This window comes from Rhodococcus sp. MALMAid1271, from assembly GCF_049195265.1.
GTDB lineage: Bacteria > Actinomycetota > Actinomycetes > Mycobacteriales > Mycobacteriaceae > Rhodococcoides.
In genome coordinates, this window is the sequence record NZ_JBMIRQ010000108.1 from 418035 (window position 1) to 439427 (window position 21393).

General features: G+C 65.7%; 21 protein-coding genes and 2 pseudogenes. 6 read left to right on the forward strand and 17 right to left on the reverse strand.

Features of this window, described 5'->3' with window-relative positions; translation table 11 throughout:
- The first annotated feature begins 2 nt into the window (after nt 1-2).
- Nucleotides 3-449, forward strand: a complete 447-nt coding sequence (locus ACOQFP_RS19740; RefSeq protein ID WP_421585280.1) for a GNAT family N-acetyltransferase — start codon at nt 3-5, stop codon at nt 447-449.
- A 51-nt stretch (nt 450-500) separates the two neighbouring features.
- Here ACOQFP_RS19740 and ACOQFP_RS19745 read toward each other — a convergent pair whose 3' ends face one another.
- A complete protein-coding gene (locus ACOQFP_RS19745; protein ID WP_206491265.1) occupies nt 501-674 on the reverse strand; it encodes a hypothetical protein in 174 nt (57 codons plus the stop codon).
- A 38-nt stretch (nt 675-712) separates the two neighbouring features.
- Nucleotides 713-1162, reverse strand: coding sequence for an Hsp20/alpha crystallin family protein (locus tag ACOQFP_RS19750; RefSeq protein ID WP_421585281.1), 450 nt, complete (start codon nt 1160-1162; stop codon nt 713-715).
- A gap of 228 nt (nt 1163-1390) precedes the next feature.
- On the opposite strand from ACOQFP_RS19750, the gene ACOQFP_RS19755 reads away from it, so the two are divergent.
- The 3 genes and pseudogenes from ACOQFP_RS19755 (at nt 1391) to ACOQFP_RS19765 (ending at nt 2667) form a co-directional block, all read left to right on the forward strand.
- Complete coding sequence (locus ACOQFP_RS19755) at nt 1391-1885, forward strand: GNAT family N-acetyltransferase (RefSeq protein ID WP_421585282.1); 495 nt, start codon at nt 1391-1393, stop codon at nt 1883-1885.
- Nucleotides 1886-1907: 22 nt separating this feature from the next.
- Nucleotides 1908-2174, forward strand: a pseudogene (locus ACOQFP_RS19760) (ArsR/SmtB family transcription factor); the annotation flags it as partial.
- Between the two features lie 6 nt (nt 2175-2180).
- Nucleotides 2181-2667 (forward strand): annotated as a pseudogene (locus ACOQFP_RS19765) (SRPBCC family protein).
- On the opposite strand, the gene ACOQFP_RS19770 reads toward ACOQFP_RS19765, so the two are convergent.
- The 4 genes from ACOQFP_RS19770 to ACOQFP_RS19785 all read right to left on the reverse strand — a co-directional run bounded on the left by ACOQFP_RS19770 (nt 2651) and on the right by ACOQFP_RS19785 (nt 5604).
- Nucleotides 2651-3055 carry a VOC family protein gene (locus ACOQFP_RS19770; protein ID WP_421585283.1) on the reverse strand — a complete coding sequence of 135 codons (405 nt, stop codon included), beginning with the start codon at nt 3053-3055 and terminating at the stop codon, nt 2651-2653. The pseudogene ACOQFP_RS19765 and the gene ACOQFP_RS19770 overlap by 17 nt on opposite strands.
- Complete coding sequence (locus ACOQFP_RS19775; RefSeq protein WP_421585284.1) at nt 3056-4075, reverse strand: DUF5914 domain-containing protein; 1020 nt, start codon at nt 4073-4075, stop codon at nt 3056-3058.
- Nucleotides 4076-4597: 522 nt separating this feature from the next.
- Entirely contained in the window at nt 4598-4909 is a 312-nt protein-coding gene (locus ACOQFP_RS19780) for an AzlD domain-containing protein (RefSeq protein ID WP_421585285.1), read from the reverse strand.
- Nucleotides 4906-5604: an AzlC family ABC transporter permease gene (locus ACOQFP_RS19785; RefSeq protein WP_421585286.1), complete on the reverse strand. Its 699-nt coding sequence runs from the start codon at nt 5602-5604 to the stop codon at nt 4906-4908. Before ACOQFP_RS19785 ends, ACOQFP_RS19780 begins: the two co-directional genes overlap by 4 nt.
- Nucleotides 5605-5670: 66 nt before the next feature.
- Between ACOQFP_RS19785 and ACOQFP_RS19790 the strand changes: the two genes are divergently transcribed.
- Together ACOQFP_RS19790 and ACOQFP_RS19795 are read left to right on the forward strand one after the other, a co-directional pair.
- A complete protein-coding gene (locus ACOQFP_RS19790) occupies nt 5671-6228 on the forward strand; it encodes a helix-turn-helix domain-containing protein (protein ID WP_421585287.1) in 558 nt (185 codons plus the stop codon).
- 167 nt (nt 6229-6395) lie between these two features.
- Nucleotides 6396-7223, forward strand: a complete 828-nt coding sequence (locus ACOQFP_RS19795; protein ID WP_421585288.1) for an SDR family oxidoreductase — start codon at nt 6396-6398, stop codon at nt 7221-7223.
- A gap of 19 nt (nt 7224-7242) precedes the next feature.
- On the opposite strand, the gene ACOQFP_RS19800 is transcribed toward ACOQFP_RS19795, so the two are convergent.
- From ACOQFP_RS19800 to ACOQFP_RS19850, 11 genes are all read right to left on the reverse strand, one after another.
- Nucleotides 7243-7851 carry a response regulator gene (locus tag ACOQFP_RS19800; protein WP_421585289.1) on the reverse strand — a complete coding sequence of 203 codons (609 nt, stop codon included), beginning with the start codon at nt 7849-7851 and terminating at the stop codon, nt 7243-7245.
- Entirely contained in the window at nt 7852-8988 is a 1137-nt protein-coding gene (locus ACOQFP_RS19805) for a sensor histidine kinase (RefSeq protein ID WP_421585290.1), read from the reverse strand. It lies immediately after the preceding gene.
- Between the two features lie 346 nt (nt 8989-9334).
- Nucleotides 9335-11728, reverse strand: a complete 2394-nt coding sequence (locus ACOQFP_RS19810; RefSeq protein ID WP_421585291.1) for a phosphotransferase — start codon at nt 11726-11728, stop codon at nt 9335-9337.
- Between the two features lie 60 nt (nt 11729-11788).
- Nucleotides 11789-13216, reverse strand: coding sequence for a DHA2 family efflux MFS transporter permease subunit (locus ACOQFP_RS19815; RefSeq protein WP_421585292.1), 1428 nt, complete (start codon nt 13214-13216; stop codon nt 11789-11791).
- Nucleotides 13213-14457 (reverse strand): hypothetical protein, encoded by a 1245-nt coding sequence (locus ACOQFP_RS19820; RefSeq protein WP_421585293.1) that lies wholly within the window; start codon nt 14455-14457, stop codon nt 13213-13215. Before ACOQFP_RS19820 ends, ACOQFP_RS19815 begins: the two co-directional genes overlap by 4 nt.
- Complete coding sequence (locus tag ACOQFP_RS19825) at nt 14454-15035, reverse strand: hypothetical protein (protein ID WP_421585294.1); 582 nt, start codon at nt 15033-15035, stop codon at nt 14454-14456. Before ACOQFP_RS19825 ends, ACOQFP_RS19820 begins: the two co-directional genes overlap by 4 nt.
- Nucleotides 15032-17377 (reverse strand): beta-ketoacyl synthase N-terminal-like domain-containing protein, encoded by a 2346-nt coding sequence (locus ACOQFP_RS19830; RefSeq protein WP_421585295.1) that lies wholly within the window; start codon nt 17375-17377, stop codon nt 15032-15034. Before ACOQFP_RS19830 ends, ACOQFP_RS19825 begins: the two co-directional genes overlap by 4 nt.
- Nucleotides 17378-17411: 34 nt before the next feature.
- Complete coding sequence (locus ACOQFP_RS19835; RefSeq protein ID WP_206492778.1) at nt 17412-18407, reverse strand: aminomethyltransferase family protein; 996 nt, start codon at nt 18405-18407, stop codon at nt 17412-17414.
- Between the two features lie 60 nt (nt 18408-18467).
- Nucleotides 18468-20555: a GNAT family N-acetyltransferase gene (locus tag ACOQFP_RS19840; RefSeq protein ID WP_421585296.1), complete on the reverse strand. Its 2088-nt coding sequence runs from the start codon at nt 20553-20555 to the stop codon at nt 18468-18470.
- A 1-nt stretch (nt 20556) separates the two neighbouring features.
- Nucleotides 20557-21072 carry a 3-hydroxyacyl-ACP dehydratase FabZ gene (gene fabZ, locus ACOQFP_RS19845; protein WP_206492780.1) on the reverse strand — a complete coding sequence of 172 codons (516 nt, stop codon included), beginning with the start codon at nt 21070-21072 and terminating at the stop codon, nt 20557-20559.
- A complete protein-coding gene (locus ACOQFP_RS19850; protein WP_206492781.1) occupies nt 21072-21362 on the reverse strand; it encodes an acyl carrier protein in 291 nt (96 codons plus the stop codon). The genes fabZ and ACOQFP_RS19850 overlap by 1 nt, the downstream gene beginning before the upstream one ends.
- Between the last annotated feature and the right edge of the window lie 31 nt (nt 21363-21393).

Consider the following 21393-nt stretch of genomic DNA (forward strand, 5'->3'; position numbering starts at 1 on the left):
TCGTGGTCGATGATCTCACCCGGCCAGCAGTACACGCCCTGCTCGCCGAGCATCTGTCGGACATGCACGCCACCTCGCCTGCCGAGAGCGTGCACGCCCTCGATCTATCCGACTTGCGCGGATCAGATGTCACCGTATGGACCGCCTGGGATGCACACGTGTTGCTGGGAATTGCTGCCCTGAAGCAGCTTTCGGCCGATCACGGGGAGCTGAAATCGATGCGTACCTCGGCGATGTCGCGGGGCCGCGGGGTGGCGTCGAGCATGCTCGTCCACGTTCTCGACGATGCGCGTCGACGCGGGTACGCGCGGTTGAGCCTCGAAACAGGAACGCAGGACTACTTCGCAGCTGCCCGTCGCCTGTACGTGCGGCACGGATTCGTCGAGTGCCCGCCGTTCGCTGACTACGTGCGGGATCCGTCGAGCACGTTCTATTCGTTGTCGCTGTAGAGACTTCGAGAACGTGGACCGGCACCGAGTGCTCGGTGCCGGCCCATCTCGTCAGGCTGCGTGCGGTGTGTGCGGGTAGAGATCGTCGTCGACGGGCTCGACTCGACACTGGTCCAGCACATCCGCCGCGGAGCATTCGCTCATGCTCGTCTCGACGCCTACAACCGTGCGCCACCACTGCTCACGGTCCGTCGACTCCGTCCACACCACCGCATCGGATTCCATTGCGCATCAACCCCACTGCCGTGTCATGGTCGGTTTCGTCAGGCCGGCTCGGGTTCGATGGACTTCTGCTCGCTGGTCGACTCGGAGCGAGCGATGTCGATCTTTCGTGGTTTCGCACGCTCCGCGAGCGGAATCGTCACCGACAGAACGCCGTTGTCGTACGACGCTGCGATACGCTCGGTGTCGACACCGTCACCGAGTGAGACCTGGCGACGATAGGTTCCGGCGAAACGCTCCGAGGAAATCCACTGCACGCCCGAACTTTCCGGTACCGAGCGATGTGCGGTGAGCGTCAAGGTGCCGCGATCGACGTCGACGTCGATTGATCCCGGATCGATGCCTGGCAGATCTGCGCTGAGTACGTAGTGATCGTCGACCTTGTACAGATCCATCGGCATGAATCGTGGAGCGCGGTCCGAACCGGAAGAGACACCCAACATCGCCGAGGCAAGTGAATCGACGTCACGGAACGGATCGAAACGAAGCACAGCAACCACCTCCTGTACCCAGATGCGCTCACCCCTGTGGTGAGTCGCTCCTCGAACTGTGCAGAACAAAAATTAGCACTCTCCTGTGCCGAGTGCCAAGTGTCTTTCGGCAATTTTTCAGGAAATTTTCAGCTCCAATAGTGCTGCGGCGCAGTGGGGTCGAGCTCGCGGCCGCGTCGAGCTGAAAACGACAGGAAGCGGCCTCCGTCACCGCTTACACTCGCGTCCGTGACGACCATCGTGCCGTACGTCGAGTACTACCGAGCCGAGGTGCTCGCGCTGTCGCTTCGCGCGTGGGAACCGGTGTTCCCTCTCGTGCAACAGGCTGTCCCTCCGTTCGTGTACGACTGTTTCTATCCGGCGGGTTGGCGGACTCGACAATACGAAGATCTCGCGGCCGTCCTCGACGACGAGCCCGAGAACGTGGACGTTGCTCTGCGCGGTGACCAGCCGATCGGCTGGGTCTGCACCCGACTGCACCCCGACGACAACATGGGTGAGGTGTATGTACTCGTCGTAGATCCGGCCTGGCAGCGAGCGGGTGTCGGACGAGCGCTCATGAAGCGATCGTTCGAGAGGGTGAGGGTGGCCGGACTTCGGATGATCATGGTCGAGACCGGTGATGATCCAGGTCACGCCCCAGCGCGAGCAGCATACGAGGCGAACGGTTTTCAGCGATGGCCCGTTGCTCGGTACTTCAAGGATCTCGCCGACGGTACATAGTGCGGGCCGGTCGGTCCTCGACGTGTTCCAGGCATTGGCCGATCCGACGCGACGCGCCATTCTCGGTCGGCTCGGGTCGGGACCGGCCACTGTGGGAGAGCTCGCCGAACCGTTCGACATGACGTTGCCGTCGTTCATGAAGCACATCCGACTGCTCGAACGACGTGGATGGACAAGCACGCGTAAGGTCGGCCGAGTGCGCGCATGCACGATCGAACGAGCCAACCTCGATACGGCAGGCCACTGGCTGCAGGAACAGCGGGCCCTCTGGGAATCCCGCACCGATCGCAGCGCAATGACACCCATCGATCCTGACCTGGACCTGACCATCTCCCGCGTCATCAGGGCTCCGCGCGCCGCCGTATGGGACGCATGGACAGACCCGTCCAAATTCGAGAAGTGGTATTCCGGCACCAGCGCTGTGCCGCGTCGACGCCTGGGATCCGAAACCCGGTGGCGCATTCCGCACACTGATCAGCGAATCAGGCGGGCAGTACGAGCCCCACATCGACGGTTGCTTCCTTGCCGTCGACGACGGTGAACGCATCGTCTTCACGAACTCCCTCGTCGAGGGATGGCGACCCGCACCGCAGTTGTTCATGACCGCGGTGATCACGTTCACCGACCACCCCGACGGAACGGACTACCGAGCCCACGTGATGCACCGCAACGTCGAAGACCGAAAGATGCACGAGGATTTGGGTTTCTACGACGGTCGGGGAACCGTCATCGGGCAACTCGCCGAGTTCGTCGAGGATCGGGTGGTCAGAGTTCCCACGTAGTGCGGAAGCCCGGTTCGGCCAAGCGGTCCACCAGTTCGATGTCCGCTCCGATGGTGTCGATCCGGTGATAGCTGAACGGCCGGCCCAGTGGGCAGGCGTCGAACACAGTTTTTCCGACGCCGTCCAGGGCCGTCCGGTCCAAGTCCATGTCGTCGGACCAGAACCCGAGGTGGTGGAATCGCGGGCCCTTTGTGCAGTCCCATGGACTTCCTGATGGTCCCTCGATCAACTCGAAATGTGGAGCTGCGATGGAGAACACGATGCGATACGTCCACTCGCCCAGCGTGCCTGTACGGGGCGCTCGCCAACGTGCACCGGTCGTCGCCGATAGGTCCGACATTGCCGCAGAGAGATCGCGCACGGCGAAGCAAACGTGGTAGAGCTGCACTTAGGCCCGCCCCGTCGAACGCAGTTCGTAACGGCGTTCGGCGTACTCGAGATCGTCCTTCCACAAGCGGGCGGCGGTGAAGTTCATCGCCGGACGCAACAGTCCGGACACCTTGCGCGCCATCTGGAACCCAGTGCGATCCGAGGCTGCGATCGTCGCCTCGATGACCGCGGTGCGCGGGGTTCCGTCGGACGCCGGAGAAAGCGGAGTCGCATGCGTCTCCACGACGCTGCCAACCCCTTCGCCGTCGAGAATGCGCATCACGATGGTGCGCGGACCGGGGCAGACGAACTCGGCCCGTACCGGCACCCCGACTCCTCGGCTGACGCGGAAGGTCACGTCGACGAGAAAACGATCGTCTTCCTCTGCTACATCGATCTCGGTCGGCTCGCTGACCACCTTCAATCTCGCGAACGAATACGGATGAAACCACGCACCGTGCCAGGGATCGAGCCGGTTGGCGATGATGTCATCGGGCTCGCACTTCCCGACCAGAGTGACCACACCGGCGATGGCAGTCGACGCAGGCGGTCGGATCGGGACCACCGGCACGGGCGTCGGCTCCTCACCGCCGAGCTCATCGAGCCGAACCCACACCAGAACCCCGTCGTCGAACGCGGGAACCGGACGCCAACCAGCCTTGCCCTTCGGCCCGAGAGCCAATCCATGCCAGCGACAGACCAATGCATCGCACTCGATCTTCGCGGTGTCCAACGCAGCGCCGAGATGCGGGCACGCACCCGGGCCGATGTGCACCTTGCCCGACGAGTCGCGCCACGCCACGAGTTCGGTGGTGCCCACATAACGGCCGAACGGCTTGTCGGCCTTCACATCGCGACTGGCGGCGAACACGAACCAATTGCCCGACGTCCGCGTCTTCGCACGCTTCAGCGCAGACTCGATGACCTGGGGATTCGCACCCTTCCAGGTGGGCTCCTGCTTCGCCCACGACTCCGACGGCAACGGCTGCAGAGGCATCGTCTTCGGCCACCGTCGGCGTATCTCATCCAGCGCGGTCATTGCTGCTCCCAAAGTCGACAGTCGTTTCCGTGTTCCCCTCACCATTGTTCCCGTTTGTCGGTACTCAATGTGACATCTGGTGGCCTTTTCGGGGGTCAATGTCACATCGAGTGGACTTGGGGAGGCGGTGAACGGGCAGGGTGATCTCACAGGGCCTGCTCGCGGGCGTCTGCGCTTCACCAGTTGACTGTGGTCGATGTCCACAATTTGGCGCGAGGAACGGAATGCCGTCGCGGCAGGGAAATAGTGGACGCTCAGATCAGTAGTTCGACGTATCGGTCACCTGGCGACGCAGCGTGTCGATGGATCCACGAGACGATCGCCAGTTCGGCGCACCGGGTGTTCGGAGTCGGTGGTGCGCGACGAGTTCGGCGTCGGTGCCACCAGTCAGCCCATTTCGCTGCAGTCAATGTGACATCTAGTGGCCTTTTAGGGGGTCAATGTCACATCGAGTGGACTCGGGGGTCCGCGGGTGGGGTGGGGGATTCGGTAGCGCCGACCACTGCACCTCTGCCGCCGATGTCAAGGGACACCGAACCATCGCAGGGTTGCGGTTGTTGCTGCTGCTGCGATCACGATGACGACGAAGGGCGCTTGTCGCCACGCGAGGATTCCGGCTACGGCGACGCCTACTGGTAGTGCGAATCCTGCGAAGTTCTTCTCGGTGAGGAGGGTGGAGGTGGCGACGATTGCTACGAAGATGACGGCGACTGCTGTGGTTGTGAGTGTGTCGATGCGCGGGGAGAGGGTGACTCGGGTTCGCAGTGCCGGGCCGGCGATGCGGAGGGCGAAGGTGCCGATGACGAGTGCGATCAGGGGGACGGTGAGGTTCATGCGGGTTCTTTCGGTGCGACGGTGGCGGTGGAGAGGACGGCCGGTATCACGGCGATCAGGGCCAGGAGTACGGGTAGGCCGCTGGGTAGGAACATCGATGCGATGAGGGCGATTGCTGCTCCGATGAATGCGGCGTTGCGGGTGGCTCGGTCGCGGAGCGCTGGCATGATCAGGCCCAGCAGGATGGCCGGGAATGCGGCGTCGAGGCCTAGTGCGGCGGTGTCGTTGATTGCGCCACCTCCGAGTGTGCCGACCAGGACGCCGATGTTCCAGGTGGCGAACAGTCCGATTCCGCAGAGCCAGAACGCTGTTCGACGGCTTTTGGTATCGGCTTCGGCGACGCTGAAGGCGACGGCTTCGTCGGTGATCAGGTGGCTGCCGAGTAGACGCCGCAGCGGTGGCACGTTCTCGAACACTGTGCCGATGGAGAAGCCGAGCGGTACCAGTCGGGTGTTGGCGAGTAGTGCGCTCGCCACGGCGGCGATGGGATTGCCCCCGGCGGCCAGGATGCCGACGAAGATGAATTGTGACGAGCCGGCGAAGACCACCACCGACATCACCACCGGCAGCCACAGGGGCAGTCCCGCGGCCACCGAGATGGCTCCGAAGGAGGCCCCTACCAGTGCGTCGGCCAGGCAGACCAGCGCGATATCTCGAAAGTTGACTCCCTGAAGAGTTCGCCATGTCGAACGCATGGTCGTTATATTGGACGATGTTATTCTGTTCGTCAAATCAAACGAACGTACCGATGGAGTGAACGAATGGCGGATGCCGGCCCACCGATTGCGGCGATCGCCGCCGCCCTGCAGCAGGAAAGGCGGCGCGTCGGCCTCTCGCTCGCCGAAGTGGCCCGTCGCGCAGGTATTGCGAAATCGACACTCTCGCAACTCGAATCGGGAACCGGAAACCCGAGTCTGGAAACCCTGTGGGCGCTCAGCGTCACCCTGGGCGTGCCGTTCTCCCGCCTGGTCGAGCCCGCAAAGCAGTCGGTCCGGCTCATCCGTGCGGGCGACGGGCCGAGATTCGCCTCGGACCGGGCGGACTACACAGCGACGCTGCTGGCCTCGTCGCCGCCGAACGCTCGACGGGACATCTACCTGATCAGCGCCGATGTCGGCGAGCCGAGGCGCTCGGACCCGCACTCACCAGGAGTTGTAGAACACGTGGTGCTCAGCGCCGGGCGCGCCATGGTGGGGCCGATGGGCGAGGCAGTCGAACTGGCCCCGGGTGACTACGTTGCCTATCCCGGCGATGTGCCGCACATCTTCGAGGCCCTCGAGCCGAACACCATGGCCGTGATGATCACCGAACACAGCTGAGGTGCGGGGAATAGCCGGGGCCGATGCCTCGTTGGACTCTGCTGACGGCGTCCGCTCGGCAAGCCCCGGGCCTCACCCCATTTGTCGCTACGAGCGACCACTCGCCGAGAGGCGTTTGCAGCGGGCGTCGTCCCTACTCTTGTCTTCGCAGTGAAGGGACGGATCCAGTGGCAGTAAAGACATGGTTCATCACCGGCACATCCAAGGGCTTCGGACGCGAATGGGCGATCGCGGCCTTGGAACGCGGAGATCGTGTGGCAGCGACAGCCCGCAACACCGATACCTTGAAAGACCTCGTCGAGCAGTACGGCGACGCGATTGTGCCGATCGAACTGGACGTGAACGATCGCGCAGCCGACTTCGCGGCCGTACAGCACGCTCACGAGAAGCTCGGCTCACTCGACATCGTCGTCAACAACGCCGGGTACGGCCAGTTCGGCATGATCGAGGAGCTCTCCGAGGAAGATGCCCGCGCGCAGATCGAGACCAACGTCTTCGGTGCGCTGTGGGTGACGCAGGCGGCGTTGCCGTTCATGCGCGCGCAGGGCAGTGGCCACATTCTGCAGGTCTCGTCCATCGGCGGTATTTCCGCGTTCCCGAATGTCGGTGCGTACCACGCATCCAAGTGGGCACTCGAGGGTTTCAGCCAGGCTCTCGCTCAGGAGGTGGCCGACTTCGGCATCCATGTGACGCTGATCGAGCCGGGTGGGTTCTCCACCGACTGGTCCGGTCCGTCGGCGAAGAAGTCCACCGAGATCGCTGCGTACGATTCGATTCGGGACAAGGCGGCGAAACTCAGGAGCTCGAGGCAGTCGACCCCCGGTGATCCGACTGCAACACGATCGGCACTTCTGAAGGTGGTGGACGCCGAAAAGCCACCGCTACGAGTCTTTTTCGGTGATGCTCCGCTGCAGATCGCCACGAAGGACTACCAGTCTCGACTGGAGAGCTGGCGCGAATGGCAGCCCGTTGCGGTCGAAGCGCACGGCGGCTGACCGCATCGTCGGGTTCGGCCTAGAGCCATCCGTTCTCGCGTGCGGTGCGGATGGCCTCGAGGCGACTGTTGGAACCCAGTGTGGTGATGGCACTGGAGAGATAGTTGCGCACGGTGCCCGGGCTGAGAAACAGGCGTTCGGCGATGGACTTGGTCGACAGTCCCTCGTCGACCAAGCGCAGTACGTCGAGTTCGCGGTCGCGCAACGGATTCGGACCGGCGCGGAGCGCCTCGGCAGCCAGCGCCGGGTCGATGACGGTGTGTTTGGAGACGACGGCTTTGATGCCGTCGAGCAGATGCTGTGCATCGGTCGACTTGAGCAGATATCCGTTGGCCCCGGCGGCGAGCGCGTCGTGCACGTGGCCGCTTCCGGGTAGTGCGGTCAGCAGCAGGACCGGGGTCGCGACGCCGGCCCGACGCAGGTCGGCGGTGGCCTCGATCCCTGTCATCCCTGGCATGTCGATGTCCATCAGGATGATGTCCGGACTCAGCTCGGTTGCGGCTGGACGTACCTCGTCGCCGCGCGCAACTCGGCCGACGACCTCGATATCCGGGTCGGTGGAAAGCAATACCTCGAAGGCTTCGGCGAGCAGCGCCACGTCCTCGGCCAACAACAGCCTGATCGCCACTTACACTCCCTTGCTCAGCGGTATTCGAGCCAGCACCACGAATTCTCCGTCAGAGCTGTAGTCCGCGGTGAGGTGCCCCCCGAGTTGGGTCACCTGATCGGTCAGGTCCGCAAGTCCCGTTCCTGACTCGACTGCTCCTCGATGCGTGATGCCGTCGTTGGCGAATTCCAGGACATGTGCCTGCGACTCGAGAGCGACGCGCACCGAGCAACGACGCGGATGCGCATGCTTGAGCATGTTGGTCGACGCCTCCCGGACGATCGCCGCGAACACCCGGTCGATGTCCTCGTCCTCCGGCGGCTCGACTGCCGAGTGGCACACGATGTCCAGCCGTGCGCACATCGCCTCGACGGTGGCGAACTCGGCCGCGAAGTCGGCCAGGATCGGTCCGGTCGTCAAGCGTCGGAGATCCGCCTGCCCGGCGCTGAGCACCTGATGCACGTGGTCCAGTTGCTCGCGGGCACGATCCGGGTCGATGCTGAACAACTGGATCGCAGCTTGATTGCGGAGCAGGGCGGTGACGAGAGTCCGCCCGATGACGTCGTGCAGATCCCGCGATATTCGGTGACGCTCGGCGTCGACCTGCAATCTGGCCACCTCCTCCCGTGATGCATGTAGTGCAATGAGTGACCGAGCGAGTTCGGAGAAGGCGATCAGAACCACGGCCAGGCCTGCGGTCCCCAACAGGATCCCGAACGCCTCGACGCCGTCGTCCCGGTCCGCGTTGACGGTGGCTGCAATGACGAGCAGACATACGGCACCGATCGTGATGGGTGCGCGACTGCCCCGCACCAACGTCGCGGCGATTGCAATGGAAATGCAGCAGGTTTCCCAGGTTTCCGACAGCGGGATGTTGAGGATTCCGAGCGGAATCGCGACCCAACCGGCAATCCTCAACTTCGGTCCGATGTAGTTGTGGGCCAGCGCGTGCTGAGCCAACGCCAGGATGGTTCCGACGGACACGACGATTGCCGCAGCCACCACGGCGACCGGTATGCCGGTGTCGATCCGACGATCGAAGATGTTGGTGAGGCCGAGGAAAGAAATGAGTGCGACGACGAGCCACGTCGCAGCGAACGCGAGCGACTCGCTCGGGTATCTGTCGCGGGAACGGGTATTGCCGGTCGGCGCTGTCACTGAAACCGCTTTCTCGAGAATCGACTCACCTTATCCATCGATGGGTCGTCCCGCAGGCTCGATTCCTCGGTGGTGCGAGGACGTCGAGTGGCCGTATCAGCGCAGCAGGGCGGGTCGGTCAGAGACACCAACCGTTGACCGACACGGCACTCATGGCAGCGACGATGTCGATGGAGTCGGAGGTCTTGTCGATGGTGAGATCGTGCAGTTCGGCGATGTTCATGATCGGGTCCCTCGTTCGTGTGGATGTGACACCGGAAATATTGCCGAAGCGGGCCCCGTGATCGGCAGTACCTGCGATCACGTGTTCTGCGTGACGCTGTGGCTACCGAGAACATGACACCCGTCATGCCGAAAACCCGCAGCTCGACGCGAATGCGGTCACCGGATCCTGTGCCAGAGCGATCAGCGCCCCGGCGGCTCCGGTCGCGAGATCCGTTGTGTAACGGGCATTCTGGTCACCCTTGAAAGCGAGACTGCCATCGACGCTGCCGACGGACCAGCACAGCCGTCGGGTCAGCTCGGGCAGGTACGGATGCGCCCCGTCGGAGATCGCGTGTGCGGCGACGGCCAACCCGGCTCGGCCCTCGTACAACCCGCCGAACGCCACGATCGGTGTCGCTGCTGCGGCGGCGAGTCCGGCAACCGCGTCGGCGTCGAGTTCGATCCCGCACAGCTTCGCGGCCACTGCGAGGCCGCCGCTGCCGCGTCCGAGGTACGGCAGCAGCACCGTGTCCTGGCGGCCGTAGAGTCCATCGGACCGCCGCTCGCACGTCTGCAGGTCCCAGTCGAGTGCCGTGGTTGCGGCGGTCGAGGTATCGCCGCCCAGCAGCAGCCCGAGAGCATGTGCGGCGCAGGCGACTCCAGCGCCGCCGAACCCGATGCCGGGGATGTGGCCGACCGGGCGGGTGCGCGTTCTCGGCAGGGACTCGGTGAGGGCAAGCGCCCGGTCGCGGAGATCCTCTCGTCCGGTCGCACGAGCGATGTGGGCGTACGCGAGAGCGATTCCGGCGGTGCCGTTGCGCCACCAGGGCCCTGCTGGCTCGGGGCGACCGTCGTCCAGACGCTCCAGTACTTGCTCGGCCGACGCATGATCTCCGAGTGCGGCAAGCGCCCAGGCAATTCCATGCCCGCCGTCACCGAACCCGGACGGCAGTGGCGGCGCAGCGAGTGCTGCTTTCGCCAGCCACGTCGCTCCGGCGTCGAGCAGGGCTCGATCCGCACCGCAGCGGTGCAGTTCGACGAGCACACCTGCCGTGCCCCACAGCAACGACAATCCGGCACCCGGTACGTGAAATCGGCGGTGGTCCACCGGGAACAGGGAATCCGGCGCGTCGAATGTGGTTGTCCGTCGGATTCCGTCGGCGATTGCGGCCGCTGTCGGTCCAGGGAGCCGATTCGAGTGCGGGGCCAACCCGAGATCGGCCCTGGCACCTGCGAGCATGTCCGCGCGCACGGCCGCCGACACCGCGTTCGCTGCAGCCGGGTGCAGCAGGGCGTCGGCGATGTTGTCCACGGCTGCCAGGTCGCCCGCCGGCGTGGGAGGTCCACCGTTCGAGTAGCCGGCTGCCGCGATCCCGCGGGAACACGCGACGCCGTCGATCGAACACGACTCGAAATCGATCAGCGTCGCCGAACCGTGTTCTTGTATCACGACATTGGCCGGGTGAACGTCGCCGTGTGCAACACCTGCGGTGTGCATGACGGCCAAGGCGCGGCGGACCGCGTCGAGTACGTCGTCGATCCACCGGGCGTACCCCGAGGCCTGCACGTCGATGCCAGGGATGACGGCCGGATGACGGCGCGCTTGGTGATGAACCAGCGTGGCCACCCCGACGTCCTCCATGGCGAGGAAATCGCTGGGGCCGATGGTTCCGTACCAGATCGGCTCGGGTTCAACACCGAGTCCTGAGAGTCGTTGCAGCGCAGCATGTTCGTGAGCCAGCCGGACCGGTGCCGCGATCCGGTCGAGATCGAGCCCCGCTCGATGCCGAGCTTCCTTGACGATGACTGCGCGACCGTCCTCCCACGTCCCGCGGTAGACACCACCGGCGTTGGTGCGGTGGATCAGCCGCGCGTCTCGCAACGGGAGCGTGGCTGCGGTGAGGGTTCTGCGATAGTCGTCGACCACCGCATCGGCATAGGGATGCGATCGGCAGTGGTCCCCGCTACCGCGTCGATCCTGCTCGAGCTCCCCATCGCACCGCATCGCGGGTACGACGCCGTCATCGGTCACCATCCACTCGCCCGAGAACGCGCCGTAGCGCAGGTAGACGGGCGAGGTCCCGATTCTGGGCTCACCGACGATATCCGGTCCTTCGATACCGCTGAGTGCCTCGACCAGGCCGGAGCAGAGATCCTCCAGGGTGTCCGGCTCGGGATAACACACCACGACCTTGCCGCTGTGGGCCGTGGGAGCGAACTTCATCTGCAGCGCATGGGCCAGCCCCGACGAGCGCAGGTGTTTGAAGGCGACGCCGTGATCGACGCACACCCGTGCCGTGTGCTCGACCGCTCTGGCCGCGTGGTCGGGATGCGCCGAGACGTGGACCTTCCACCCGGAGGGCGACAGCGGGCTTGCCGGTCGATGCGACCGCCACGGCCCGCTGTCGCTCGAGATCCACCCGTCGGGGACTGCCGGATCGGAGAAATGGCCCCTCAGCCAGGGTGAACCCTCCGCCCAGGGCGGCGCGAAGTACTGCGCGTGGCCCAGTGCGAAGAATCCCCAATCGACCCCCATGCGGTCATCGTTACCCGTGCAGAAGAGTTTCGCAACAGCAACAGGGCCAGTTGGTCGGTATCAGGCAGCGGTGCGAACCTCGGCCCTGGCCAGTGCAAGGGCAGGCACCAGCGTCACAGCGGCAGCACCGACGAGCCACCAGCTGGTCTGCGCAAACGCGCCGGAGACCAGGCCGCCGTGCTCGGTTGCGGCGTGCGCGAGGACGAACGAGACGACAGCCGCTGCCAGCGCCCCGCCGATGCGTTGCAGCAGGTTGAGCTGAGCGGCCGCGTCGGCGATCGAGTCGGCCGGGCTCGACTGGTATGCCTTGGTCATCACCGCGACGACGGCGAGGCCGATCCCTGCTCCGCGAACGACGAGCAGCCCACACAGCAACGGATACGACGTGTCGTCGGACAGCGTGACGAGCGGGACGGTGGCGAGGAACGTAGCGACGATCCCGAGGATCATCGTGCGCCCGGCTCCCCAGCGACGCATCAGCCGCGGGCACAGAATTCCCGAGATCACCACGCCCAGTCCGGCGGTGGAGAGCAGGAGCCCCGTCGTGACGCTGGATTCGCCGCGCGCTGCCGAGAAATAGAGAGGGATGACGACCATCGGTGCGTAGAGCAGAAATCCGAGCAGGAAGACGTTGACCGAGGCACGCGCGAAGATGCGGTGTCGCATCAGACCGAGATCGAGCAGGGGGTGTTCGGTTCGATTTTCTCGCAGCACGAACAGTGTCAGGGCGAGCGCACTGATCAGTGCGAGTGCGAGGACCCGTACCCACCTGAGCGAATCGTTCTGCGACAGAGCGGAGATGGCCGACACGGCGCAGACTGTGGCCGTGGCACCGGTGAGCAATCCGAGGACGTCGAGCGGGCGAGGGTGTCCGGTGGGTTTCGGCCCCGCGATGAACGCTCCGGCGCACGCGATGGCGGCACACACGGGGACGTTGAGCCAGAACACTGCCGGCCATCCGCCTGCGTCGATGAGCAGTCCACCGACCGTCGGTCCCAGTAGCGGCCCGATGAGTTGAATGCTGCCGTTGAGCGCCTGCACTCGCGCGAATTGCTCGCGGGAGACATCTCGCGCAACCATGACGGTGGCCAGCGGAATGATGATTCCGGCGGCGGCGCCCGAGAGCGCACGCGAGGCGACCAGCAGCTCGAGAGACGGGCTGATCGCACACAGCGCAGATCCCGTCCCGAACAACGCGATGGCACCGATGTACGCCCGGCCTGCGCCGATGCGGGCAGCCAACCACCCGGCCAGCGGCATCGTCGCGACGAGTGCCAGCAAGTACCCGGTGACGATCCACTGCACCTTGTCGATGGTGCCGAACCGCTCGGTCACCGAGTGCAGCGCGACGTTGACGACGGTGGTGTCCAGCGTCGCCAGCAGGGTTCCGGCCAGTGCGCAGGCAATGGTCATCCGGGCACGGCGGGTGGGCTCGATCTCCGCCGGTGCGGTAGGCGAGCGGTCGATGTCGACGGTACGGGTGGTCATCGGATACTTCCTCGATCGGCGGGGCCGCCGCCCGGAAGGGCCGCGGCGTTCGCAGCTCCTCCGAGGGCAACCGAGGCGGAGTTCAGCAGATTCAGGCACAGTGCGGGGTCGTCGTCGCGTCGGCAGCCGAGGGTCAGCACGGTCGCCCGAGAGGTCGTGACGGCACTGACGAACATCGAGGCGTGCGGCACGACCATCGGCAGTGTGCTGATCGTCAGCGGCTCGAAGGACGCGGTGCTGAAACGCCTTTCGTCGATGACGCCATGATCGGAGATGATCGCCGTGACGGGATGTCCACCGTCGGAGTCGGTGCCGAGAGCAGAGTCGAGTGACCGGGCGAAGCCGTTGGACGCGCGGTAGTCGCTGCGATACGGATCGAGTTCTCGGCCGCGCATCAGGGCCATCAGCACGGTGCTCTGTGCCGACCGAGCGTCGGTGTCGCGGGTGATCGAGAGTGCGACGGGCGAGGAGAGGTTTGCCGTCGACCGGATGCCGGGCGAGTGTCTGCGCAGATCGACCGGAATCGACACGCTACCGGTGTCCGAGCGCAGCGACCCGGCTACTGCTGCAACGATATGTCCGACAACGGGTTCGGTGACGGGTGGCAGTTCTGCTCGATACCAGCACGCGGTCGTCTCGGTGCTGACTCCGCTGCGACGAAGCGGGGATGGCCTGGGTTCCGGCGTCGGCGTCGGCGCACTCCGCTTGCCGAATTTCGGTGCCCGACGCGCGAGGTCGATGTCGGCGTCTTCCGAGGGGAAACCATGGGCCTGCTCGCCTCGTAGCTCGCGGAACACATCGGCGAGCCAGGCGGTGAAACCGTGTCCATCGGTCACTGCGTGATCGACGACGGCGGCTATGCGGGTACGTGGGCGGGCCGCGTCGGCCGGATCGGAATGCCCGACGGCGAGGCGAACGACGGGACCCTCGGTGACATCTATCGGATCGTGAAAGAACGCTGCATCGCAGTGCAATCGGTCGATGGGTAGGTGAGCGACCACCGGTGCGGGCCCACCCCCGTGCCAGGTCGCGCCGCGGCGTCGCACCGACAGTCCAGGGGCTACCGAGGACGCCGCTGCGACCGCGGCGTCGAACGCTGCGGGCTCGATCGATCCCACGCCGTCGACCACCAGTCGAATCAGGGTGTTCGCGCCGAGCGTGCGTGCGTTGACATAGGTCCGCTCGACACGCGAGAGCTTGCGCCGGTACCGCCGGTCCACTGCTGCAGTTGCGGAGCTCACGCTGCCTCCTTCAGGACGTTCGAATCTTCGGCAGTGCTGTAGCGCAACGGCATCGGTTCGGTGGTGACGACGGCCACTGCACTTCCGTCGGGCTGCACCGCCGTGTGGACCCAGTAGCCGGCGTGTATGGGCCGCCATCCGGGTGCCGGGTCGGGCAGCCGCACTCCGCGGAATGTCTCCTTGGTCAGATGCGAGGCCTTGATGAGCGCCTCGCATTCGGCGAACTGGGCGATGGTGCACGGACCGGGTAGTGCGACCAGTTCCCCGAGCCACGCGAGCGCCAACGGGCGTGGGCGACAATCCTGCAGGTCGACTCCCACCGGGGCACTCGGGTGCAATGCCACGACGGCATCGGCAGCGCAATGCGCCACCGAGGCGTGCAGTCCGCGATCGGCTACGGTCCACCGACGCAACGCGTCCGTGCGAATCGACCGCCGATCCGGTGCTACGCCGTCACGGCACTGCACCGCTGCCGCGATCAACCCTTTACCGTGCAAACGCACCGGATACCCGGCTCGATCTCGTGGAAGTGAGCGGCGTCGGGTGGAGATCAGGTCGATGGCGTCCGGCGTGCTCACGACAGCCTCCGAGCAACGGCTGCGGCGTAGCTGCCGCCGTATGCCTGCGCCGACACCAACACTCGGGACGGTCCCTCGCTCGCAGACAGGGCACTGACCAGACCGATTGCGGATGCGGAACCGAACGTCTCACCGGTGGTGTTCTTGAATCGGTGCTGCATTGCCTCGGCCAGACCTGTCGCCGACAGGGCCGCCCGTTCGGCGCGGTCGAGCAGGGCACTACCGACTGCCGACGGAACCACGAGGTCGATATCGGTGGCCTCGATTCCGGCCTGCCGCAACGCGGTCGACATCGCTGCGCCCCACTGTGCTCCGTCGGGGTCGATGCGGCCGACACCGCCGGTGTCGCCCGCCGCACCGAACCCTTCCAGCTCAGCCACCGGCCGAACTCCGCGCGCTGTCGCTGATTCCTCGGACTCGACCAGGAAGGCCGCGCATCCTTCGCTGAGCACCATGCCGTCTCCACTGCCGGCTTCTTCGACGCCGCGATATCCGGGGAACCCGGCCACGGTGCGAGCGGCCATCTCGGGAAACTCGTCCGCGAGGACGACGAGAATGCGTCGTGCTGCGCCTCGCTCGATGACTCGGTTGGCGAGGTGCAGTGCTGCGATTGCGCTCGTTCCCCCGGTCGAGATCGTGGCCGTGTAGCCGCGAAAGCGGTTGAGCATGGCCAGGTGTCCGGCTGCGGCATTGACGACGGTGTTGGGGAACACGAGGGCGTTCGCCCCTGCTGCTCCGTGCTCGACGATGCCGCGGTGAAAGTCCGATACCGCTGTCGTCGGTCCGTACCCGGTCGCGAAGATCACCCCGGTCTCCTCGGCCTCGGCGCGAGTGAGCTTGCCGAACTTCTTCAGAAGCTCGTTGGTGGCGGCCGCGGCGAGGACACTCAGCGGGTCCATCCGGCGGAGTTTGGCCGGATTGATGCCCTTGGACAACCCGCGAATATTGGCCTTGCCGAACAGCATCGACTTGCCGTCGGATTCCTGCGTCGGGTCGCACGGTCCACTCCCGCCCGAGCCGATGCGCTCGATGCCGAACAACGGCGTTCCCGACGCCACCGCGGTCACCGTCTCCTCGGTGGAGGTGGCGGTGCCCGCGATCGCGGACATCCCGGTGATGACGGCTCGTGCACCGACTCGCCGCGCCGCAACCGACTCGTCGCGTGCCTGTCCGGCGCGGGTGATGACGAGTGAGGCATTGTTGCCGCCGAAGGCGAACGAATTCGACAGCACCACATCGGTCTGTGCGCTGCGCCCGACGTCCGGGACGATGTCGAGTCCCGTTGCCGATTCGAGCCCGCGAGTGTTCACGGTCGGCGGCTGAAGGTCGGTGGCGATGGCCAGGATGCAGCACACCGCCTCGACGGCTCCGGCCGCGCCGAGGGTGTGCCCGATCATCGATTTCGTCGTGCTGGCAGGCGGGGCAGCCTTACCGAACACGGCCCGAATTGCCTTGGGCTCCACCACATCGTTGGTCGGTGTTCCGGTGCCGTGCAGATTGACGTAGTCGATATCGTCCGCGTGCAGTCCCGCCGTACGAAGCGCCTCGGTGATCGAGCGGGCCGCTCCCTCGCCGGTGGGGTCGGGTGCGGTCTGGTGATAGCCGTCGAGCGTCAGACCGTACCCGGCTACTTCGGCGATGACGCGGGCTCCGCGATCGGCCGCCTCCCCGGTGCGTTCGAGGATCATGAAGCCCGCACCCTCGCCGAGCGATATTCCCGTGGACGCAGCCATGGGTGAGCACGGCTGCGGATCGAGCGCACCGAGGCAGGTGAATCCGTGTGCCGACAGGGACGCGAGGGGGTCGACTCCACCGCAGAGCACGACGTCGACCTCGTCGTTCCACAGCAGCTCGGCGGCGTAGCCGACGGCGACGGCACTGGCGGCGCAGGCATTCGATGTCACGATGCGGGGTCCGGAGATGCCGAATTCGCCTGCGATCCAGTCGGCAACGCAGTGCAACTGCGAGTTGGCCACGGCCGTGTGGTCGAAACCGGAGGTCTCCACGAAACGGCGATGCTCGGCCTCGAGGGTCGGCATGGCCCCCAGGCTGCTGCCGACGACCACGGCGACGCGACGATCCGATCGCGCCGGGTCGAAGTCGGCACCGGCGAAGGCCTCGCGGATCGCGCGTTCGGCGAGGGCGTAGCACCGGTCCAGGTCCTGACGTAGCGGCGCTCGAACCATGCCGGCCCATTCGGTCCGCAGTTGGGAGGTGTCGAACAGGGTGTTGATTCGGATGCCGGACCGGCCGTTCGAGATGGCATCCCAGCATTCTTCGGTGGTGTCACCTGCGGCCGTGATGAGCCCGACGCCGGTGACGGCGATTTCCTGACGTGTCATGTCATCTCCTCGAGGTTCGGCGATCTCTCGGCGATCAGGCCGATGCGCCTGCGCTCGAGCGCGAGAGCACTCGGGGCAGGGTGACGGTGACGGCGGAGATCTCGTCGACCGAGACCTCGAGGGCCGGGACGACGAACGGGTCGTCGAGCAGTGCGAAGGCGAGTTCCTCGGTGGCATTGCCCGCCGCTGCGGTCCAGACGACGGTGCCGATGCGCTCGCCGTCTGCGTGCACCGGAGCGCCCGCGGTGACCGGGCTGCCGGGGGCGGTGACGATCGGGGTCAGCTTGGGCGAGGTGGCGGTGGGGCGGACGAGCTCGTCCGAGCCCAGAAATTCACCGATGCGTTCCCAGTCGACAATCCACGACAGATCTGCCTCGGCCACGGTCATTGCACCGAATCCGTGGTCGTAGTAGGGCATTCCGGCCTCGGCCCGAACCCGAGCCAATCCCTCGCCGCTGACGATGCCGCCGTCGACGGCTGCGGCCAGTTCCTCGAAACGTGCCAGATCAGCCGGCCCGTCGGTGGTGAGCAGCAGGTAGCCGTACTCGCCTGTGGTTCCCACCCGAGCCAGTCGGCTGGCGCCGTCGGCGGAGTCGCACTCGACGTCGACCACAGAGTGCAGCAGCAGGTCCTCGATATCACCGTCGACGAAGTGCTCGGCGACGCGCGGTGCCAGCGGGCCCTCGACCGCGATCGCCGACCAGCCCTCGGGTGCGACCGAGACGGTGACGCCCGCAGGCACCTCCAGCTCGTCGACGTAGGCGCTGATCTCGGCGGCGGTGGTGGGGGTCCGCGGGATCAGCCAGGTGTCCTCATCGCCCTCGACCTGCAGTACCAAGGCGAACGGTGATCCGTCGCTGCGCAGCGCGAGTGCTTCGCGGGTGGTGTCCGGATCGGCGAAATCCGATGACTTGGACAGGAAGGTGTCGAGCAGCTCGAGCCGATCGTCGCCTTCGAGATGAATCAGCGGCGAGGTGATCGGGTAGACGGCTGCAGCTTCACGAATGATGCGGTAATCGTTGGTGTTCATGATGGTTGGCCTTTCGTTGCGGCGGTTGGATGGGTGAGATGATCTGTCCGGCGAGAGGATCTAGCCGGCGAGGGAGAGGGTCGACACGGTGTCGGTGCAGTCGAATTCCCACAGGGCGGGGAGATCGGCTGCGGCGGTGACGCATCCGACGAGAAGTCCGGACGAGGTTGCGCGAACGAGAATTTCCGGGTGATGACCGGTGATGTTGCTGATCCGCAGAGTGACACCCGCTGCGGTGGGGACCGAGAGCTCGTCGGTCCAGACTTCGAACCGGCGGTCGACGTCGAGCATGGTCTCGGGGCCGGCTCCGTCGCGGACTCCGATCCGAGCGCCGCGAGCGAGGGTCGGTGTGGACCAGACGACCACGTCGCCGTGGCCACCGCCCTCGACCTCGACGGCGAGGATTTCGTGAACGGAATCGGTGTGGTGACGTGCCGACCACCGAACGAGGCCGCCGTGGCCTTCGAGCCATTCGCTGTTCCGGGTCCAGCTTGTCGATTGCGCTGCGCCCCAGCCTATTCCATGATCACGATCGGCGCGACCCGGTTCGGGGGTCACCCACAGGCCACCTGATCGAGCAGGATTGGGGCCGATCGCCGATGTTCTCGGCCAGGGGGTGGACAACACGCGGTGGCCGTCCCGACGCCACCGCGCCAGGACACCGCGGTCCACGTCCAGTGCAAGTGCGGAGTTCGGAACCGTCTCGACCGGTTTCGCGGCCTCGATGTGATCCGAGATACTTTGGCGCACAGTGTGTTGCGGCGTGAGATCGACAGTGACATCGACGGTCTGCGTGCCCGGTCCCACTCGATGTGCGAGCAGCGTGCCGGTCACCAGTCCGCCCGCCTGCATTCCGGAGCATCCCAGGCGAACTCCGCGCGAGGCGTCCTCCCAGATCAGTCCGGTGGTCGAGTCGATCGGCACTGCCGCCGAGGGCATCTCGGAGCAATCACGCAGATCCACCCCGGATGCGGTCGAGACCGGTCCGTCACCGATATCGACGGTGCCGTGCCGAAGACCGACCGTGTCGTACAGCTCGCCCGTCCACTGGGGCGGACGATCACCGGCGACGTCGAGGGAGTACGTGCGCCGCACTCCACCGAGACCGATCTCGAACTCGGCACGCAGTGAGACGTCCTCGCTGTGTTCGATTACCACGATGGCATCTCCCACGGTGTGCACATCGAGTACGCGAGGTTGCGAGTCACGCCAACCCGAGAGTCGATCCTCGTGCAGATTCGGCAGGGTCGCGGTCAGCAGTGGGCCCACGACGTCGGCTCGGTCGTCGAACACTCGTAAGAGACCGTCACGGGTGTCGACCGTCGCCCTGATCGATCCGACAGCCAGTTCGACGAACTGGGGCCCGACCGGCTGCTGGTGCCCCCGAATCGGAAGGTCCAGTGCGTGATCGATGCCGTTCGGATCGGTCAGGACCGCCCGATCGACGACGTTGTGCAGGGGATCAACGACGGCCTCGACCGAGTACCCGCCGAACCGCAGTCGATATCGTACGACGGGCTTTCCGTCCTCGATCTCGAGGTCCTCGCTCAGGTCCGCACCGCGGGGAGCGGTCACCGAACCGAAGGACGTGATCCCTCGCAGTGCCGCCCGCGCGGTGTCGTCGAGGTGGGGCGCGACGGCACGCAGGACGAGCGGCACATGGTTGACGAGCTCGACGTTGCCGTCGGCCCCCGCGGTCGTGTGCCGCAGGCAGACGCTGCCGACGCGGCGGTAGAGCGAGAACGCCGTGGTGTTGGCAGGGTTCACGGTCAACCGCAGGACGTCGTAGCCGGCGTCGAACACCGCTTCGAGGGAGGCGGCGAAGAGCCGGCCGGTGGCCGTACCGCCGCGTCGCCCGGGTGCCAGGTAGAACATGTCGGCGATGACCTCGCGGGGCGCGGTGGTTCGTCGACCGGACGTGCGGAACAATCCGAGCGTGCCGTAGAGCTCGGGGACCTCGCCCGAGGTGTCCTCTGCCACGAAAAAAGCTACTGTGCGGCGTAATTGGAGTTCTCGAAGGACATCCTCGGCGGTGATACCACCGGTGACACGGTTGGGTGAGTCCGCACGGGCGGTGAGCAGGGTGGCCACCTGATCCGCATCACTCGGGGTGAACGGCCTGATGGTGGTGTGCGACCCGGTACTCATCTCACCCCCGCCCCTCGGTCACCACGAGTGAGCCCGCGGCCACCGCTTTCCCGTCCACGGAGGCCGTGACCTCCACCGAGCGCAGTCCGCCCAGCCGGGCACCGAGTCGTGCGCCCAGCTCGAGCATGTCGCCGGGTACGACGAGGCGGTTGAACTTCATGTTGCGGATCGAACCGAGGTATCCGACGCCGTCGGCCGGGTTCTGCGCACCGGTGGTGGTCTCGAGTGCTTCCGCGACGTAGACGACGGCAACCAGCTGAGCCATGGCCTCGACGATCATCACGCCCGGCATGATCGAGTGCCCGGGGTAGTGGCCTGCGAAATAGGGCTCGTTCACCGACACGGCCTTGATGCCGCGGCCGGACTTGCCGGGCACGACGTCGAAGGCCCGGTCGATCATCAACATCGGCCACCGATGCGGCAGCATGCGCGAGATGTCGTCGATGCCGAAACTCAGTGTTCCGGTCTTGTGGATCGAGGGCTCGCTGGACGTGGAATCGATGGTGGGTGCACTCATCACTGCGTCCGATCGACGATGTGATCGACCATCGCGTTGATGGAACCGAAGGCCTTGGTGTCGTCGTCGGTGATGTCGACCTCGAACTCGGCGGCCACGGCCACGACGAGCTCGAGGGTGTCCAACGAGTCGAGTTCGATGCCGCGGCCGAAGAGGGGTTGGTTGTCCGACACCAGCTCCGGTGAGGTCTGCAGACCCAGGCGGTCGATGATGAGTTCCTTGAGTCGATTGTTCAGAGCGAGGCGTTCGGTGGCTGCGGCGCGAGTGGAGGTGGGGGTTGCGGTGGTCATGACGTTCCTTCCGGTTGTGTGTGGTGTTCGA